This window comes from Brevibacillus sp. FW306-2-1A-C05A, assembly GCF_058781555.1.
Genome location: NZ_JBYSWV010000053.1, coordinates 11,542 through 30,492, shown reverse-complemented (window position 1 = coordinate 30,492; position 18,951 = coordinate 11,542). Strand labels below are relative to the sequence as shown.

The window sequence follows — 18,951 nt, the reverse complement described above, 5'->3', positions numbered from 1 at the left end:
TCCCCTCCGGTCAACAGTGTTGATCTCATCATACCATGAGGTCTTTTTTCACTGTCTACCATGAGGGGATAATACCACTTTTCCAAGAGGACCCAGGCTTTCTTTTTGGGACGGCGGTTGAAAGCCACATCCGGGTTGTTGTCTGGATAAAATTTCCTGTCCTGCTTGCCCCGGTTTATAATCAGAGGAAAAAGGGCTCTGGAGGAAAGCATGAAGCGTTTTTATTAAAAATTCCGGCTGGTGATCTGGTTTTTGTTCCTGCTGCTCGCCTTTGGCCTCTTTTACGAGGGCTTCCCCCTCTGGAAGCTCGATCCCCCCGTATGAAAAAATCCCTACAACCGAGGGTCGATCTCTTTTTCCTGTGCGACCTCGAACAGCATCGTCGCGACCGTTTGCTGATACGCCTCGTGCGCGGGCGAAATGTCCGCGAACTTGACGAGCAGCATGCTTTTGCCCAATTCGTGCTCCTTCATCGCCGTCCGCAGCTTTTGGCCGATGTTTTTTTGCTTCATCAGCTTGCGGTACTTGTGCGGAAAACGGTAATCGTAGCCGTAAATGATCGACAAGTAGTCGGAGTTGCGCACCTTCATCGCCGGAACCGTCTTTTCGTTTGGCACTTCCGGCTTGATGACGATCCCTTCCATCTGTTGATCCAGCGTCGTTTTCGCGAAAAAGCGCGCGGCTTGTTCATACGCATCCGCCTCGTCCAGATCGACTACGAGGCAGTCATCCTCGCTGACAAACCGATACATCTCCGACGTTCGCCAATCCGGCAACTGTTCCTCCCCCGTTTCGTAGACGAGCTTCAGCACGGCAAACGGCTTGTATTCCAGCTCGCCTGGCTCGCCGTACAGTGCGAGCTGCTGTTCATACGTAGCATACGCAGCCATCTGCTGCTCGATGGGAACGAGCGTTTCTTTGATTTCGCGAACGTGCTTGTAGTTTTGGTAGAGGGTGGAGCCGTACTTCTCGGTCAAAGCGCTTTTGGCAAGATGGAACTGGTCCTGCTCAAAGCCGCTGGCCTCGTATTCGTCAACGAGCTTGCGGAGCGCCTGCTCAAATCCGTGTTCCTGCAAGTAGGACAGCTCGCTGTGCAGCGCTTTTTCAATCGGTTTGAACTGCTTTTCAATCAATCCCTCGCCAATCGCCCGCCACGGGAGCAGCTCTCCGTCCAGCAGCAGCATTTTTACCTGCTGCTCTTCCATGTACGGACCGAATTTGTCCAAAAGCTTTGCGTAAATCGGCGTCAAGTCAACCTGCGTGATCTTGTAGCCGTTGCGGCTGACGGCGAAGCAATGTGCCAGTTCGCGATGGAGGTACAGATTGCAGCGGGAGCCCATGTATTTCGGTTGCAGCACGACCTGCCTGGCTCCGCGCTCCGCAAAATAGCGCAAGCCCGCCCAAAGCGACTCCAGCTCGCCTGCCGCTTCGTCTTTGTCCGCTGGCGGCATCGTCCCGGAAATAAAGTTGATCTTGTTGTGCAGGCAGTAGTGCAAGCGGCGCAGCTCTTCTTCTGCCAGGTCTTGCAGCGAGACGTGCCGTTGTTCCTGGAACAAGCTCGGCAACTCCTCCACAAGCGCCGCATGGACAGAGCGCTCTGTCTTGTACAAAGGCTTGTGCCCCATCACAACAGAGGTCAGCGCGTTGCCCTGTACGCATCCGGTGTCGAGGTGCAGCTTGTTTTTCAGGCGAAAAGCCTGTTTGGCCGCGATGTGGCCGAACAAGTGATACGGATGGTTGCCGACCGCTTCCTCGCGCAAAAAGCCGAGCTGCTCTTCGACAGAAGTGGATCGATCGAGCCGGAAGTTTCGCTGCTGGCGCACGGAAACGGCATCGAGCTTTCCGATGTATTTGTTTTGGCACGGGGCATGGGTGACGTAGTAGGACGGATTCGCAAGCGCGATGCAACGGTAAAAAGGCCGGGAAACCGCGCACAAATGGTTGAACTTTTGTTGCAGCAGCAAATCGTCGCGCAAGACAGCGATCGAATCGAAATACGTAGCGAGCAGCTCTGGCTCGACTCCTTTGATTTTTCCTTGCAAAAAGTGGTAGACAAAATGTTCGTGATTGCCCCGCACCAGCAAAAAATGCTCCTGGTTGTCGTACAGAAACTCGATGATCTCGCGGGTCTGCTTGCCTTTGTCGATCCAGTCGCCCGCGAGAATGACTTTGGTGTTGCGCACCTTGTCTGTGACCACAAGCCGGTTGTTGTCGAGGTGGTACCCGTGGGCGGCCAGCAACCGTTTTAGTTCGTGCACACATTCATGCACGTCGCCGATGATGATGTAGCGAGTGTCGGGGATAAGAATCGTCGCCAAATAATCGGCTTTGTTTTCGATCACGACCTGGTACGCTTCGTTGGCTTTTGCCTCCGCCGGCTCGTAAAAATCTTTGGCGCGGATGCGGTGAATGTTCGCGTACCCTTCTTTGGACAAGGCGCGCAACACTTCCTTTTTCAGCCGGAGAATGTGGCTCGTAATCAGCTTTTTCGACCGTTCGGAGGCGTAGTAGTCCTCGCGCTTGCGGTAGTCGAATACGATGACCTCCAGGTTGTAATGGTTTTCGCGGGCGATTTCGCAGACACGGGCCCGGAAGTCTTCGGCGAGGCCCGTCGTGTCGACCACGACAAACGGCGCGTTGATCGGAAACGATGTGACGAGGCGCAGCTTTTCAAACAGGAGCGAAAAAGCCTGCTCGCTCGCCTCCAGCATGACCTGATCGTATTTGTCGTACGCATGCCCGAGCAGCTCCTGCCGCAAGTCGTCCGAGGAAATGTACGCCACATTCGCCTTGAGCTGTCTGGCCGCGTCCTCGATGCGAAGCTGCGGAATCAGCACTTCTGTGGCAAAGGTCGTTTTTCCGCATTCGGTCGGGCCGACGAGCATGAAGATCGTGTGCAGTTGTGTGGAAATGCGCATCAGTTACGTCCCCTTTTTCTGAAAATGACCCCTTGGGTAGTCGGCAGGCCGTTCACCCGGTCGCCAATTGCGACGAACTCCGCCTGGACGGCGGCTTCATGCACAATTTCGTGCATCCACGACTGAAAAGCGGCCTGGCCCATTTCCCATTGATGATCGTCGTGGCGAAACCCGGCCAGCTCGTAGTACGGGTTAAAGTCTGCATTCGGTGTCGTGATGATGAAGCGCTCGAAATCGACTTGTCGGCACAACTGCAAAATGAGCGCCCGCGCCTCGTCCTGGCTCATATGCTCGATCACTTCGGTCAAAACGATCTCGACCTGCTCGCCGTTGTAGTCGTGCAAAAAGGCATCGACAGACGGAAACAGGACGATATTGTCGACCTCTTTCGCCGCCGCTTTGCGGTTGACCAGCGCCAGCCGCTCTTCGTCGATGTCGACGGCGTAGTAGCAATGCGCCAGCTTCGCGGCAAACGGCAAGGCGTAAAACCCTTCGCCGCAGCCGACGTCGAGAATCGGCCGGGCAAAAGAAAGCTTTGATGCGATGAAGTTTCTCCGCTGCAATCCGGTGCTGCCATATTCGAGCTGAATCGCGTACCGCTCTGTCTGTTCAAGCTGCGACTTGTACTTGCGAAAATGCTCCCGCCGATTCAGAAACTGGCGCGCGAACAGGCTGCGAATGTAAAACGGGGCATCCATCGCGTTGATGCTCTTGATGTATTTGTCGAGAATGCTCTCGGAAATGTCGAGATGCTCCTTGCCAAACGTAGCGAGAAACAAACAGAGCACGCTCGCCACATGCAGCAGGTCGTACAAGCTTTTTTGCGTGCGGATGGTCAAGGCGTAGCTTTTATGGGCGTGATGCCGGATGTCGAACGAAAAGTCTGGGACGTGCTTCTGGAAAAACTCGATGTAGCGCACCAGCTCGATGTGGATCATGTTGATGAAAAACGTGTGCGTGTACCCTTCGACGTCGCGCTCGTCACGCGTTTTCATCGGCGTTGAAAAAAATTCATTGATCGCGTTGAGCGGAAACAAAGGCGTGTTGTAACGGGACACGTTGAGGTATTCAAACCGCTCCTCTGCAAACTGTTTGTACGATACTTCGTTGTCGGCGTCTTTAAAATAAACGTGGTAGACGGAGGCTTCCGAATACCAGCCGTAGGCGATGCCTTTGCGAACCGACCGGAGCGTCAGTCCGGACGCCGGATTTTTCCTGATAAGGTACGAGAAGGCCGGGTTCTCCGAGCGCAATTGGACGATGGCCATTTTCGTTTCTCTCCTTCCTCCCAAGCTGCTGTAGGACCATCTTCTGCCATTTCACCTGGAATGAACAGGGCAGAAGTATTACGAACCGGATTTTTCGGGCAAAAAAAGAACCTTCTCGGTAGAAAAGGTTCGATTGCCTGACGTGGTTGCGCGGTTGTGCAGTTGCCCGGCGCAGCTCACTCGTTTTCCAGAGACGGCTCGACTGGCAATGGCTGGTGCTTCTTTTTATTCCCATTCATCACGCTGCCCATGCACACGACGAGGGCGAGAAAAATCAGGATCAGGGAAAAGCCGAAGCCCATGCCGTACTGGCTGGCGGCCGCCCCGATCGCTGCGTTCGCGAGCAGGGAGCCGATGCCGGAGGGCGTGAACAAAAATCCGAGAACTTTGCCCGTGTGCGCGGGATAGAGCTGGCAGGCGATGGCGGCAATCGTCGGAAAAATCGCCGCGAAGCTGATGCCAGAGGCGATGAAAAAGCCGAGCGTGCCGCTGCTCCCCGCGATGGCGAGCGCAAGCGCCACAATGGCGGAAAGCGAGCACAGCAGCACCGCCTTCTCCTGGCCGATCCACCTGTGCGCCGTCAACCGCCCTATCGTGAAGACGAGATAAAACCCGGACAAGTAAAAGGCTCCTTCCGTCAAGGCAATCCCTCTCACCTGCACCAAGTACGTCGGCAGCCAGGTCGCCAGGCCGACCTCGGCCATTACGTAGATCCACGGAATGACCACGGTCGGCCCCATTTTTTGCATGGTGGAAAGCCCGTACGCCTCGCTGTCGTAATCGCTGCAGACGATCAGCTCCGGCCGCGACTCGCGCAGCGCCTGCAAATTGTAGTCGGCGAGTTGCGCTTCAAAGCGCTTCGTCCGCTTGAGCGGGTAGTGCAACCTGGCCCCTAGCAGCTCGCGGCGATGCCGGTCCCGGTTTTGGTCGTACACCCCGATGCTCGGCACAACACCCAATGCCAATAAATGCCCCACATACGGAAAGTTCATGATCGCCATGTGCGACTTTTTGCTGCCCAAAAACGCGGACGGCGCCGTGCCGACCGTTTTCTTGAACTTGCGGCTGAAGTAAAATTCATCGGCAAACCCGACCTGCGCGGCGATTTCCTTGACGGGAGAGCGCGACGTCAAAAGCTGCTCCTTGGCCCGGTTGATGCGAATCTGGCTCAAACAATCGGAGGGACTCATCCCGAACTGCTGCTTAAAACCCGGGAAAAGTGCCAGACGCTCATCCCTGCCATTCGCGCCAGCATCTCGCGGTTAATCTCCTCGCGGTAGTGCGCTTCCATGTACGCCATGACCTGCTGCAAAACTTGTGTATGAAACAATCGCGTTCACTCCCAAATGTTGCGCATGATAATCATTTTCAATCAATATGACGGCATTGTATCAGAGCTCCACGGAAGCGACAAGAAAGCCGCGCAAAAAAAGGATGAGCCTCAAAGCCTCTCCTTTGTAGAGAGCGGCTTTGCCGTCATCCTTTTTGTCGAGCATCGGGTTATTTTTTTTCCACCGCGTGGCCGCCAAACTCGTTGCGCAGCGCGGCTACGACTTTGCCATGGAACGTGTCTTCGTCAAGCGAGCGGTAGCGCATGAGCAGCGACATCGCGATAACCGGAGTGGCCGCTTGCAAATCCAGGGCGGTTTCCAGCGTCCATTTGCCTTCCCCGGACGAGTGCATGACGCCGCGAATATCGTCCAGCTTCGCGTCTTTGCGGAAAGCGCGCTCGGTCAAATCCATCAGCCAGCCGCGGATGACAGAGCCGTTCGCCCACACGCGCGCCACTTCCGCGAAGTCGTAATCGTACTGGCTTTTCGCCAGCACCTCGAAGCCTTCGCCGATTGCCTGCATCATGCCGTACTCGATGCCGTTGTGAATCATTTTCAAAAAGTGACCGCTGCCCGCTTCGCCTGTGTACAGGTAGCCCTTGTCCACATTGATGTCGCGAATCATCGGTTCGATATGAGCGAATGCCTCGCGATCCCCGCCGATCATCATACATGCCCCGTGGCGAGCGCCTTCCATGCCGCCGCTCGTCCCCGCGTCGAGGAAGTGAATGCCTTTTGCTTTCAACCGCTCGTAGCGCTCAACCGACTGCTTGTAGTGCGAGTTGCCGCCGTCGATCACGATGTCCCCTGGCGCGAGCATGGTGGAAAGCTGGTCGACCAGTTGATCCACGATCTCGCCCGCCGGAACCATCAGCCAGATGACGCGCGGCGCTTCCAGCTTCGCCACCGCATCCTCCACGGAAGCTGCCGGAATCGCTCCTTCGCGGCCGAGCTCCTCTGCGCGGCTGTTGTCTACATCGTAAGCCACTACCTCATGCTGGTGGGACAGCAGGTTGAGCGTCAGGTTGTAACCCATTTTGCCTAAACCGAGTATCGCAAGTTTCATTCGCGTACGTCACTCCTTTGGGGTAATCTCCGTTATCTCGTATTATATGATAAAAATTTTCATCTTTCATCATAAAAGAAGAAAATTTTTTCGAAACTAGGAATTGGACAGCCATTTTCCTTATACTAACAGAAAGCAAACGTTTTCGCTTGCCCGATTGCGCTTGGACACAGACAAGCTTTCGCTACATAGACGGCACAGCGCCACTTTTTGGGAGGTACCGATTCATGGCTGAAACGACACCACACGTTCCGGCGAGCGTGCTTGCGCAGTTGCGCGCCATCTACACGCAACTGAGCGGCAAGGAGCAGCAAATCGCCGACTACATTTTGCAACACGCCAGCAAAATTGTTCATCTGTCCATTACCGAGCTGGCTGACCAGTGCCAATGTGCGGACGCGACCGTGTTCCGCCTGTGCCGCAGGCTCGGCTTTCGCGGCTACCAGGCGTTCAAAATCGCGCTTGCCAGCGAAGTGACGAACCCGAAACAATCGATCTACCAGGAGATCAACCTCGATGACGACGACATCGGCTCGATCGCGGAAAAAATTTTCACCGCCAACCTGGAAACGTTGCGCGATACCTTGCAAATTATGAACAAAGAAGAGCTTTTAAAAATTGTCGACTGTCTGGAGCATGCTACCCGGATCGAATTTTACGGCACTGGCGGCTCGGCGGCGATCGCCCAAGACGCCTACCACAAGTTCATGCGGACAGGCATCCCCTGTATTCACCATTCCGACGCCCACTACCAGGTGATGTCGGCCTCGCTCTTGTCTGAGGGCGCCGTCGCGGTCGGCTTTTCCCACTCCGGCTCCAACAAAGATATTTTGGCCGCCCTGCAAGTGGCAAAACAGCGCGGGGCGAAAACGATCGGGATCACGAGCTACGGCAAATCCCCGCTCGTCAGGCAGGCCGACATGTGCCTGTACACCACTTCCAGAGAAACCGTTTTTCGCACAGAAGCCTTGTCTTCCCGGCTCGCCCAGCTCTGCCTGATCGATTTGCTGTACGTGGCGGTATCGCTGCGCCGGCAGGACGACACCATTGCCAACATTCAGCATATCCGCGAAGCGATCTCGCTCAAACGCCTGTAAATCAGGCGTTTTTCTTTTGCCCCTCTGCTAAAAAAGCGGGAAAAAGGCCACCATGGTGCTGAGCCGGATTTTCTGTCCACCCTCCGGCTTTTTTTGGCAATACTACAGGTGTGTAGATAAATTTGAAATAATTTTTTTCTTTTATATTAACAAATGAAAAAAATTTCGCTATAATCGCGTTATCACCAAGCCACTCGGTTGAAAGCGTATCCAAAAAGGGTGAACAGACATGAAGCAAACCTACTTTATCGGTCTTGATATCGGGACAACCAGCACGAAGGCGATCGTCTTCACGCCTTCCGGTGCCGTCAGAGGGACGGGCAACATCGACTACCCTCTGCTCGTTCCGAAAGCCTCCTGGGCGGAGCAGGACCCGGAAACGATTTTCGCCGCTGTCATTCAGGCGCTGAAGCAAGCGATTGAACAGGCGGACATCGAAAAGCATGAAATCGGCGGGATCGGCTTCTCTACTGCGATGCACAGCCTGATTGCCGTCGATGCGCACGGAAATCCGCTGACGAACAGCATCATCTGGGCGGATAACCGAAGCGCGGCGCAGGCGGAGCGGCTCAAGGAAGACGGCGTCGGCCACCAGATTTACCTCGCCACTGGCACGCCAATCCATCCGATGTCTCCCCTGCCGAAAATGATGTGGCTCAAGGAGCAAATGCCGGAGACGTTTACGAAGACAGCCAAGTACATTTCCATCAAGGAATACGTGATTTATCGGCTGTTCGGGCAGTACGTCGTGGACTACTCGATCGCTTCCGCCACCGGGCTGTTCAACTTGCGCAAGCTGGACTGGGACGAGCAGGCGCTCACCGTCGCTGGCATCACCAAGCAGCACTTGAGCGAGCCTGTGCCTACTACCCATATCCTGCGGGGAATGAAGCTGCGTTATGCGGAAGAAATCGGGCTTGACCCCGATACGCCGTTTGTCGTCGGGGCCAGTGACGGCGTGTTGGCCAATCTCGGCATCGGAGCGATTGAAAACGGCCAGGTCGCGATCACGATCGGGACAAGCGGTGCCGTCAGAACCGTCGTTCCCGAGCCGATCACCGATCCGAAAGGCCGCACCTTCTGCTACGTGCTGACGGAAAAGCATTGGGTCATCGGCGGGCCATCCAACAACGGCGGCATCATGCTGCGCTGGTTCCGCGACGAGTTCAGTTGGCCGGAAGTGGAAAAAGCGAAGCAGCTTGGCGTCGACCCGTACGACGTCATGATCCAGGCAGCAGAGAACGTACGCGCTGGCGCAGACGGGCTGCTCTTCCTCCCCTTCCTGTCCGGGGAACGCGCTCCGTACTGGAATTCGCAGGCGCGCGGCTCTTTTTTCGGCATCGGGCTGCATCACAAGCGCGAGCATTTCATCCGCGCCGTGCTCGAAGGCATTTTGTTCAGCGTCTACAGCATTGGCATCGCGCTTCGCGACCTGGCAGGCGGAGCCAAGGAAATTCGCGCATCGGGCGGCTTTGCCCGCTCCAAAGAATGGCGGCAGATCATGTCTGACATGTTCGGCTACGAGGTGCTCATTCCCGAGAGCCATGAAAGCTCCAGCTTCGGCGCTGCCCTGCTGGCGATGCACGCGCTCGGCGCCCTCGACGACTTGCGCGATGTGAAAAAGATGATTCACATCTCCCACCGGCACGAGCCGGATTTGGAGCGATCCAGCATGTATCTGGAGCTGTTTTACATTTACGAACGCGTCTACTACAACTTGCTTGAGGAATACAAGCTGATCGCCAAGTTCCAAAAGCAGTTGACCAACTAGAGACACCATAAGGAGGGTCTTTCATGCCACTTCTCATTACGTTACTATCCATTATTTTCCTCCTCATTCTCATTACGCGTTTCAAGGTGAATCCGTTTGTCGCCCTGCTGCTCGCCGCCGGATTTGTCGGAATCGCGTCCGGCATGCCGCTCGTCAAGGTCGTCGACTCGATCAAGGACGGGATGGGCGGAACGCTCGGATTCATCGCCATCGTCCTTGCGCTGGGCACCATGCTCGGAAAAATGATGGCAGAATCAGGCGGAGCCGAACGCATCGCCCGCACGCTGATTAACCTGTTTGGCGAAAAAAATGTACACTGGGCAATGATGTTCGTCGCCTTTATCGTCGGGATTCCGGTCTTTTTCCAGGTAGGTTTTGTTCTGTTGATTCCGCTCGTCTTCACAATCGCCAGACAGACAGGCGTCTCGCTGTTGAAAATCGGGATTCCGCTCGTCGCAGGCTTGTCCATCGTACACGGCATTGTGCCGCCGCACCCAGCGGCGATGGCGGCCGTTGATCTGTTCCAGGCCGATGTCGGCAAAACGATCCTGCTCTCGATCATCGTCGCGCTGCCTTCCGCGATCATTGCCGGACCGCTCTACGGCAGTTGGATTGGCAAACGCGTCAAAACGAGCATCTCGCCTGACCTCGCTTCGCAATTGGCAGAGCCAAAGGACGAGCGCGAACTGCCGGGCTTCGGCATTACGGTCTTTACCGTTCTCCTGCCTGTTCTGTTGATGCTGATGGCAACGGTTGCAGACGTGACCTTGCCGAAGGAAGACATGCTGCGCCAATGGGCTGACTTCATCGGCAGCCCGATCACTTCGCTGTTGATCGCTGTTATCATTTCGTTCTGGACGCTCGGCTACAACCGCGGCTTTTCCAAAGACGACATTCTCAAATTTACGAACGACTGCCTCGCTCCTACGGCAACCATCCTGCTCGTGATCGGTGCGGGCGGCGCGTTCAACAAAGTGCTGTTGAACAGTGGCGTTGGCGACTACATCGCCGAGCTGGCCAAAGCGTCCGCGATCTCCCCGATTTTCCTCGGCTGGCTGATCGCAGCGTTGATTCGCGTCGCGACCGGCTCTGCGACCGTCTCCATGATGACCGCAGCCGGCATCGTCGGTCCAATCGCCCTGCAAGTGCCGGGGACAAGCCCTGAGCTGTTGGTACTGGCAACAGGCGCAGGCTCCCTGATCCTGTCGCACGTAAACGACTCCGGCTTCTGGCTGATTAAGGAATACTTCAACATGACGGTGCAAGATACACTGAAATCGTGGACCGTGATGGAGACGATTTTGTCAGTCGTCGCGATCATTTTAATCATGGGGCTTAGCCTGGTGATCTAACCGGCTTGCACCGATTGGCAAAAGAACAGGACATTCCATCCACCATGCGTGGGCGGGATGTCCTTTTTTTGAACAGACAGCCATCTCGTTTGATGATTGATAAAAATCTGTATATCCTTTCCATTCGGCCTGCTTTATTGTATGCTCTTTTCGTAAAGAGTGTTGTGTTCCGAAAAGCCTGTGAGTCGATCGGCATCGTCCCCATGCGATGTTGGCATGCATTCACGGCAACAAGCGTTCTTCCATAAAGGACTATCTTTACTTTGCCAATCCGTTTCAAGCTATATCTATAGCAGCCTTTTTTGCGAACAAGAGCCTGATTGCAAAAAGGGTTTGCGTCTTCCATGCGAGAGAAAACGGGAAAGGACTCGAAAATGACTCACACTGCAAAGCTGTTGCTGTTAGGCTCGCTCACTGGTTTGCTCGTGCTGGTCGCCTCCCCTGTCTTGCAGCACGTCGAGACATTCGTCGGGCTGTGGATGGTGTTATGGAGCCGGATAAGCTTACGAAAACGCTCGGTTTATGGAATGTGGAAGCTGCTCGCTTGTTTGGCGCTCGCGATTGGCTCTGCCCTCATGCTATGGGGCATCCTGTTGACCAGCCTGGATTTTTATTGGCTGGGCAACGCTCCCTTTTCCTTGTTGTCGTAGGCTACAGACAAATCAGGTGCAAGCAAACTTGAGTTTCCTGGAGGCTTCGTTTATGCAGATCAACACCATCACCACGGAGCGCTTGCTGCTGCGGCCGATGCAGCCTGCTGACGCTCCCGCCTTGTTTTCCTTCTGGTCTGATCCAAACGTATCGAAGCATATGAACATCGAGTCCATGACCCGCATCAAGCAGGCGGAGGACATGATTTTTCTCATCAACAAGCTGTGTGCGGAGGATCAGGCAATCCGCTGGTCGATCGTCTTGCAGGAGTCGGGAGAGATGGTCGGCTCCTGTGGCTTCAATTCGTTTGATTTCGAGCACGGCCGGACAGAAATTGGCTACGATCTCGGCTCTCCCTACTGGGGAAAAGGCTACGCCACGGAAGCCGTCCGCGCCGTCATCGGCTACGGCTTTTCAGAGCTTGGGCTAAACCGGGTGGAGGCCAAGGTCGAGCCTGACAATCGCGGCTCGATCCGTGTGCTAAGCAAATTGCGCTTCGTGGAAGAAGGCTTGCTGCGCCAGTATGAAAAGTCGAACGGTCAGTTTGTGGACTTGCTGATTTTCTCCTTGCTGCGGGATGAGTGGACAGAACCGTCTGGCAGTTGAAACGACAGAAAAAGGCCGGTTTTCCCTCGGCGCTCCGAGGGGAATGAGCCTTTTTCGTCTGCCAAGCTGCTGAATAGCGTTTTTTTGAAAGTGAAAGAAGAAATGCGGTGTTCGTGGCAGGATGAGTCAGATGGAGCTTGGGGTTGATTGTTTTTTAAAAGCCCCTTCATCGGCGCTTTTGGTGTGGCGAGGAAAGAGACGAAATCGCTGTAGCTTCTTGGGCTCCCTGCTGGGGGTATCACTGCCCGGCTCCGGGAAAAAAGCGAAACCGCGTCCAAAAGTGGTTGATTCAGGGAGCTTCTCAGAGTTGGACGCTAAAAACGTGTTTCGCTTTTTTCCCGGAGCCTCGGTTGGGAGCCCAAAGAGCTTTCGCGGATTTCGTCTCTTTCCTCGTCAGGGGCCAAGGGGGATGGTCGGAGGTGGAAAGAAAAGACAGGACAAAAAACTTTACAATTAAAGAACGGGGGGCGGCATTCTCGCGGACCTTTCTTCTGGCGAGCAATGAACGCTACCCGCTTGACAATACAAAAACTGCTTTTGAGATTCTTTTTGTCTTGGACACCTTGCTTCCTGACCTACACACAAAAACCACCCCCGAACGACAGACACAGCTCGTAGAGGAAACAGGAGAAAGCCAGCGAAGGTCTTTGGGACTCCTACCCAGCCTCCGGGGAAAAAGGAAAACACGCTTTTAAGCGTCAACCTGAACCTCCTTCTTTTGAATCCTCTACTTTTGACGCGGTTTTCCTTTTTCCCCGGAGGCGGACAGTCTTCGCTCCCCCGCTAGAGGCCCAAGTACCTGTAGCGCTTTCTCCTGTTTCCTCCCACCACTACCGCTACGATCAACCGTTTTTCAAGCTAACAATCCGCCTTGATCCCCACAACTCGCCACGGAAACAACATTCTCGATTGCTCAGAAAACTCGGTTGCCTCAAGCCAGTAAATAGGCAAATGCCTTCGTCCGTACCCAAAAAGCACAGCGCCTGCTTTCTCCCTGCCCGAAGTTTCGCTATGCTGCACGATACTGGATAAGCAGCTTATCCATTGGTATGTGTAAAAAAACGGCAACCCGCTGCACGAGTTGCCGTCCTGCTTCTTTAGTTGCCTACCGATACTCCGATCTGCTCAGGCACCTTTTTCTTTGGGGCCTTCTTGTCTGCGCTCTTCTTCTGGTTCAGTTCGAACGCTGCCAAAATCGCTTCCTGGCGCTTCATGCCGGACTTTTCCAGCTCCTCCATCGTCGAGATGATTTGCTTGTAGTCTTTTGGAATGACTTTGACGAACTTGGCGATCGTCTGCGGCCACGAAGCGAGCAAGGCTTGGGCCCGAGGACTGCCTGTGTAGGCGGCGTGGTTTTCCAGCAGCCGCTTGACTTCGGCAATCTCCCGCTGATCGGTCAGCTTCTCCAGAAGCACCATTTCCTGATTGCAACGGGCGGCAAACGTCTCATGGTCCTCTGCCAGCACATAGGCCGTACCGCCTGACATCCCGGCCGCAAAGTTTTTGCCCACCTGACCGAGCACGACGACGCGTCCTCCTGTCATGTACTCGCAGCCGTGGTCGCCCACTCCTTCGACGACGGCGGTGACTCCGCTGTTCCGGACGCAGAAGCGCTCACCCGCAAGCCCGTTGATGTACGCTTCGCCGGAGGTCGCGCCGTAAAACGCGACGTTTCCGATAATCATGTTGCGCTCTGGCGAGAAGGTGCTCTTTTTCGCCGGTGCTACGATGATTTTCCCGCCGGACAGCCCTTTGCCGACGTAGTCATTCGCGTCGCCCGCAAGCTGCAAAGTAATGCCCCGTGGAACAAACGCGCCAAAGCTTTGTCCGGCGGAACCGTAAAACTCCAGGCGAATCGTGTCTTCCGGCAGGCCGTGGACGCCGTATCTTCTCGTCACTTCGCTGCCAAGAATCGTTCCGACTACGCGATTCGTGTTGCTGATCGGCAGTCTCGCCTGGATTTGCTTTTGCTTCTCCAGCGCTGGCTTGCACAAGGCGAGCAACATTTGACGGTCCAGCGTCTCTTCCAGCTTGTGGTCCTGATTGCGCTGATGGTATTTGCCGACCTCTGCGGATACCGCCGGCTGGTACAAAAGCGCGGACAGATCAATATGCTTTGCTTTCCAGTGCGCTTTTGCCCGTTCGCTCACGGTCAGCACCTGGCTTTGGCCGATCATCGCCTCCAGCGAGCGGAAGCCGAGCTGAGCCATGATCTCGCGCACTTCGCGAGCCACGAGGCGCATGAAGTTAACCGCGTGCTGCGGGTCGCCTTTGAATCGTTTGCGCAGCTCCGGATTTTGCGTCGCGACCCCTACCGGGCACGTATCGAGATGGCAGACACGCGCCATGACGCAACCGATGGAGACGAGCGGCGCGGTGGCGAAGCCAAATTCCTCTGCGCCGAGCAGAGCGGCAATGACTACGTCGCGTCCGGTCATCAGCTTGCCGTCAGTCTCCAGCACGACGCGGTCGCGCAGTTGATTGAGCAAAAGCGTCTGATGCGTCTCCGCAAGCCCCAATTCCCACGGCAGCCCCGCATGCTTGATGCTCGACTTCGGCGAAGCGCCCGTACCGCCGTCGTGGCCGCTGACCACGATCACGTCCGCCAGCCCTTTGGCGACGCCTGCCGCAATCGTTCCGACCCCTGCCTTGGAGACGAGCTTCACGCTGATGCGCGCCCGCGGATTCGCATTTTTCAGGTCAAAAATCAACTGGGCCAAGTCCTCGATGGAGTAAATGTCGTGGTGCGGCGGCGGAGAAATCAGGCCCACGCCTGGCGTAGAGCCGCGCACTTCGGCAATCCACGGGTACACCTTGCTGCCTGGAAGCTGTCCGCCTTCTCCCGGCTTTGCCCCTTGCGCCATTTTGATCTGGATTTCGGATGCATTGACCAGATAGTGGCTGGATACGCCGAAGCGCCCGGATGCAACCTGCTTGATCGCGCTGCGGCGCAAATCGCCGTTTTCATCTGTCGTGTAGCGGGCCGGATCTTCTCCGCCCTCGCCGCTGTTGCTTTTAGCTCCCAGACGGTTCATGGCGATTGCCAGCGTCTCATGCGCTTCCTTGCTGAGCGAGCCGTAGGACATCGCTCCCGTTTTGAAGCGGTGGACGATGGAGTCGACCGATTCGACTTCGCTGAGCGGGATCGGCTTGCGGTCCGACTTGAAGTCGAGCAGGTGGCGCAGGGCGGAAAACGGTTGCTCCCCTGCCATTTCCGCGTAAATTTTGTACTGCTCGTAGCTGCCTTCCCGGCAAGCTTTTTGCAAAGCGTGAACGGTTTTTGGCTGGAACAGGTGGTACTCGCCGTCGCGGCGGAACTGGAAGTCGCTGCCTGGATCGAGCTTTTCTTCGGAATGTTCCGGCGAAAAAGCTTGCGCGTGGCGAATCAGCGTCTCCTGCGCGATCACGTCCAGCGAAATTCCGGAAATTTGCGATGGCGTGCGGGTAAAGTAGCGGTCAATGACGTCGGCGTGAATCCCGACCGCTTCAAAAATTTGTGCCCCGCGATAGCTTTGGACGGTCGAAATGCCCATTTTGGACATGACCTTGACGACGCCTTCGATTGCGGTTTGCAAATAGGCTTCGATCGCGTCTTCGGCCGCGATGTCTTTCAGCTTGCCGGATGCGATCAGGTCGAGCACAGAGGCAATGGCGACATAAGGATTGACAGCGTCTGCCCCGTAGCCGATCAGCATGGCAAACTGGTGGACGTCGCGCGGCTCGCCCGACTCGACGATCAAGCTGGCTTTTGTCCGCGTACCGGAGCGCACCAGATGATGATGCAGGCCGCTCGTGGCAAGCAAGGCCGGAATCGCTGCCAGCTTCTCGCCGATGCCGCGGTCAGACAGGATCAACAGCGTGTAGCCTGCGGCAATCGCTTCATCGGCTGCGGCAAACAACTGCTCCAACGCCTGCTCCAGCGCGGCTTCTCCCCCGTCTGCGGCAAACAGGATCGGCAGCGTTTTCGCCCTGAACTCCTGGTACGGATTGGCGCGCAACTGGGCCAGCTCCTTGTTTGCGAGCAGCGGATTGGTCAAGCGGATGCGGCGGCAATGGCTCGCTGCAGGCTCCAGCAAGTTTCCTTCCGCGCCAAGCACCGTGTGCGTCGAGGTCACGCAAGCCTCCCGCAGCGAGTCGATGGGCGGGTTCGTCACCTGTGCGAACGATTGCTTGAAGTAGTTGTACAAAAGCTGCGGACGATCCGACAGGACGGCGAGCGGCGTATCGACACCCATGGAGCCGATCGGGTCTTTTTGCTCGGCGACCATCGGCACCAGCACTTTGTCCAGCTCTTCCTGCGTGTATCCAAACGCCTTTTGCCGCGCCAGCAGCGCTTTTCCGTCAAGCTCCTCGGCAGCGCCTGCCTGTGGAAGCTGCTCCAGCGCGTGCAGGTTGTTTTTCACCCACTCGCGGTACGGCTGCTCGCTGGCGATTTTTTGCTTGATCTCTTCATCGGAGACGATTCGGCCTTCCTCCAGGTCGACCAGCAGCATGCGGCCCGGGCTGAGGCGGCCTTTTTGCACAATTTTTTCTTCCGGTACTTCCAAAACGCCTACTTCCGATGAGAAAATGATCGTATCGTCCGTCGTCACGTAGTAGCGGGCCGGACGCAATCCGTTGCGGTCGAGAATCGCCCCGATCTGACGGCCGTCGGTAAAGGAAATCGCCGTCGGGCCATCCCATGGCTCCATCAGGCAACTGTGGTATTCGTAAAACGCTTTTTTGTTCGCGTCGATCTGCTCATCCTGATCCCACGGCTCGGGAATCATCATCATCGCGACGTGCGGCAGCGATCTGCCCGCCAGCGAGAAAAATTCCACACAGTTGTCGAGGATAGCCGAGTCGCTGCCTTGCATATCAATGACAGGAACGACTTTTTGCAAATCCGCGCCGAACAGCTTGGATTCAAACATTTTTTCGCGCGCCCGCATCCAGTTCACGTTGCCCTGCAAGGTGTTGATTTCGCCGTTGTGAATCAAATAGCGGTTCGGATGCGCTCTCTCCCACGTCGGGAACGTGTTCGTGCTGAAGCGCGAGTGCACGACGGAAAAAGTAGAAGTGTAAGAATTATCTTGCAAATCCAGGTAAAAAGCATCCACCTGGCCTGGCGTGAGCAAGCCTTTGTAAACGATTGTGCGCGAAGACATGGAGGCGGCGTAGAAGTCAGCGCCTGCTGCGTGCTCCATCTGCTTGCGGATGACGTACAGCTTCCGCTCGAAGGCCATCTGGTCCGCTACATGTGCGCTCGCCCCGATGAATACTTGGCGGATAAAAGGCTGACTTGCTGCCGCGGTTTTGCCGATCTTCGTCGCATCGACAGGGACGGTTCTCCAGCCGAGCAGCTTCTGCCCTTCCGCTTCGATAATCGCGGCCAGCTTCGCCTCGTACTCATTGCGCAGGCTCTCCTCCATCGGCAGAAACAACATGCCGACACCGTACTTGCCTGGCGCTGGCAGTTGAATGTTCAGCTCCTTACAGGCCTTTTTGAAAAAGGCATGCGGGATTTGCGTCAAGATTCCCGCTCCGTCACCCGTCTCGGGGTCGCTGCCTTGCCCGCCGCGGTGCTCGAGCTGGCAAAGAATTTTCAGTCCGTTTTTCACCATATCGTGCGTTGCTTTTGCTTTCAAATTCGCAATAAAACCGATTCCACAAGCGTCGTGCTCGAACATCGGGTCGTATAGTCCTTGCTTCGCAGGCATTCCGGTTCTCGTCATTTATCTCCACTCCCTTTGCTCTCTCTGTTAACTCAATTTTAGATTGAGTGAAACGATACAAACAATATATAATTTACTCAATATTAATCTCAAAACGAGATCAATTGGGAATGGGGGGTATTCATGGAGCTACGACAGATTCAATACTTCATTGAAGTGGCCAAGCGCGAGCACTTCACAGAAGCCTCGCACAACCTGCATGTTGCCCAATCCGCCCTGAGTCGGCAAATCGCCAACCTGGAGGCAGAGCTTGGCGTCTCCCTGTTCATCCGCGAAGGCCGCAACGTCAAGCTGACGGCAGTAGGCCGAATTTTCTTGCAGCACGTGGAAATGGCCGTCAACGAGATTGAAAAGGCGAAGCAAAAAATTGATGAGTTTCTCGATCCGGAGCGCGGGACGATTCGCGTCGGGTTTACGAGCAGTCTGGCCGCGAATCCTCTGCCGACTGTCATCTCCGGCTTTCGCGCGCGGTACCCGGACATCGGCTTCCAGCTTCGGCAAGGCTCTTACCAGGGGCTGATCGACTCCGTGATTAACGGAGAAATCGACCTCGCCTTTCTCGGCCCGGTTCCGACCCAGGAAAAAAACGTGCGCAGCCATATTTTTTTCGCCGAGAACATCGTCGCGCTGCTGCCCGCGAAGCACCCGCTGGCCAAGCAGCCAAGCTTGCGGCTGAACCAACTGCAGGACGATACGTTTGTCTTGTTTCCCCCGGGGTTCATCCTGCGCAATATCGCCGTGAACGCCTGTGCGCAAATGGGCTTCGCGCCCAAAACCGCCTTCGAGGGCGAGGATATCGACGCGATTAAGGGACTCGTCGCCGCCGGTCTGGGCGTCACGTTGCTGCCAGAGCTGACCTTGACCGACAATGTGCCGCGCGAAACGGTGAAAGTCCCGATCAGCGAGCCGCTCGTGCAGCGAACCGTCGGCATCATCATTCCGAACAACCGGGAGCTGCCGCCTTCCGAAAAGCTGTTTTACCATTTTTTGAAGGAGTTTTTCGACGTATTGAGCAAGTACAGCTAGTCGTATCGAGAGGAAGAGCGCCGCAGGAAGAGTCGCCACGGTGGCGCGACCGCTTTTTTGGTTGCGCGGCTTTCTCGAAAAATACTTGCTGCGGGCCATGAGGCGGCTTGTCATGCAGGTACAGATGAAGAAAAGTCGCGCGTTTTGGCAC

Annotated in this window: 12 protein-coding genes; 6 read left to right on the top strand and 6 right to left on the bottom strand. The window is 55.8% G+C overall.

Annotated elements, in window-relative coordinates:
- Positions 1 to 332 precede the first annotated feature (332 nt).
- From AC3WJN_RS22275 to gnd, 5 genes are all read right to left on the bottom strand, one after another.
- The gene (locus AC3WJN_RS22275) at positions 333 to 2,918 is read right to left on the bottom strand and encodes a metallophosphoesterase (RefSeq protein ID WP_007786503.1); all 2,586 of its coding nucleotides are present in this window, start codon (positions 2,916 to 2,918) and stop codon (positions 333 to 335) included.
- Positions 2,918 to 4,186 (bottom strand): class I SAM-dependent methyltransferase, encoded by a 1,269-nt coding sequence (locus AC3WJN_RS22270; RefSeq protein ID WP_007786505.1) that lies wholly within the window; start codon positions 4,184 to 4,186, stop codon positions 2,918 to 2,920. Before AC3WJN_RS22270 ends, AC3WJN_RS22275 begins: the two co-directional genes overlap by 1 nt.
- A 176-nt stretch (positions 4,187 to 4,362) precedes the next feature.
- Positions 4,363 to 5,376 carry an MFS transporter gene (locus AC3WJN_RS22265; protein ID WP_007786506.1) on the bottom strand — a complete coding sequence of 338 codons (1,014 nt, stop codon included), beginning with the start codon at positions 5,374 to 5,376 and terminating at the stop codon, positions 4,363 to 4,365.
- Positions 5,373 to 5,516 carry an AraC family transcriptional regulator gene (locus AC3WJN_RS22260; RefSeq protein ID WP_007786507.1) on the bottom strand — a complete coding sequence of 48 codons (144 nt, stop codon included), beginning with the start codon at positions 5,514 to 5,516 and terminating at the stop codon, positions 5,373 to 5,375. Before AC3WJN_RS22260 ends, AC3WJN_RS22265 begins: the two co-directional genes overlap by 4 nt.
- Positions 5,517 to 5,686: 170 nt before the next feature.
- The gene (gene gnd, locus AC3WJN_RS22255) at positions 5,687 to 6,583 is read right to left on the bottom strand and encodes a phosphogluconate dehydrogenase (NAD(+)-dependent, decarboxylating) (protein ID WP_005831865.1); all 897 of its coding nucleotides are present in this window, start codon (positions 6,581 to 6,583) and stop codon (positions 5,687 to 5,689) included.
- A gap of 227 nt (positions 6,584 to 6,810) precedes the next feature.
- Here gnd and AC3WJN_RS22250 point away from each other — a divergent pair, with 227 nt between their 5' ends.
- The 5 genes from AC3WJN_RS22250 (at position 6,811) to AC3WJN_RS22230 (ending at position 12,060) form a co-directional block, all read left to right on the top strand.
- Positions 6,811 to 7,680 (top strand): MurR/RpiR family transcriptional regulator, encoded by an 870-nt coding sequence (locus tag AC3WJN_RS22250; RefSeq protein ID WP_005831176.1) that lies wholly within the window; start codon positions 6,811 to 6,813, stop codon positions 7,678 to 7,680.
- 229 nt (positions 7,681 to 7,909) lie between these two features.
- Complete coding sequence (gene gntK / locus AC3WJN_RS22245) at positions 7,910 to 9,451, top strand: gluconokinase (RefSeq protein ID WP_007786511.1); 1,542 nt, start codon at positions 7,910 to 7,912, stop codon at positions 9,449 to 9,451.
- A gap of 23 nt (positions 9,452 to 9,474) precedes the next feature.
- Positions 9,475 to 10,803, top strand: a complete 1,329-nt coding sequence (locus tag AC3WJN_RS22240) for a GntP family permease (RefSeq protein ID WP_005831180.1) — start codon at positions 9,475 to 9,477, stop codon at positions 10,801 to 10,803.
- 374 nt (positions 10,804 to 11,177) lie between these two features.
- Positions 11,178 to 11,453 (top strand): hypothetical protein, encoded by a 276-nt coding sequence (locus AC3WJN_RS22235; protein WP_007786514.1) that lies wholly within the window; start codon positions 11,178 to 11,180, stop codon positions 11,451 to 11,453.
- A 52-nt stretch (positions 11,454 to 11,505) separates the two neighbouring features.
- On the top strand, positions 11,506 to 12,060 hold the full coding sequence (locus AC3WJN_RS22230; RefSeq protein WP_035422697.1) for a GNAT family N-acetyltransferase: 555 nt from the start codon (positions 11,506 to 11,508) through the stop codon (positions 12,058 to 12,060).
- 1,097 nt (positions 12,061 to 13,157) lie between these two features.
- Here the strand turns inward: AC3WJN_RS22230 and gltB are convergent.
- Entirely contained in the window at positions 13,158 to 17,774 is a 4,617-nt protein-coding gene (gene gltB / locus AC3WJN_RS22225; protein ID WP_026557157.1) for a glutamate synthase large subunit, read from the bottom strand.
- 123 nt (positions 17,775 to 17,897) lie between these two features.
- On the opposite strand from gltB, the gene gltC reads away from it, so the two are divergent.
- A complete protein-coding gene (gltC, locus tag AC3WJN_RS22220; RefSeq protein WP_005831191.1) occupies positions 17,898 to 18,800 on the top strand; it encodes a glutamate biosynthesis transcriptional regulator GltC in 903 nt (300 codons plus the stop codon).
- Positions 18,801 to 18,951 lie beyond the last annotated feature (151 nt).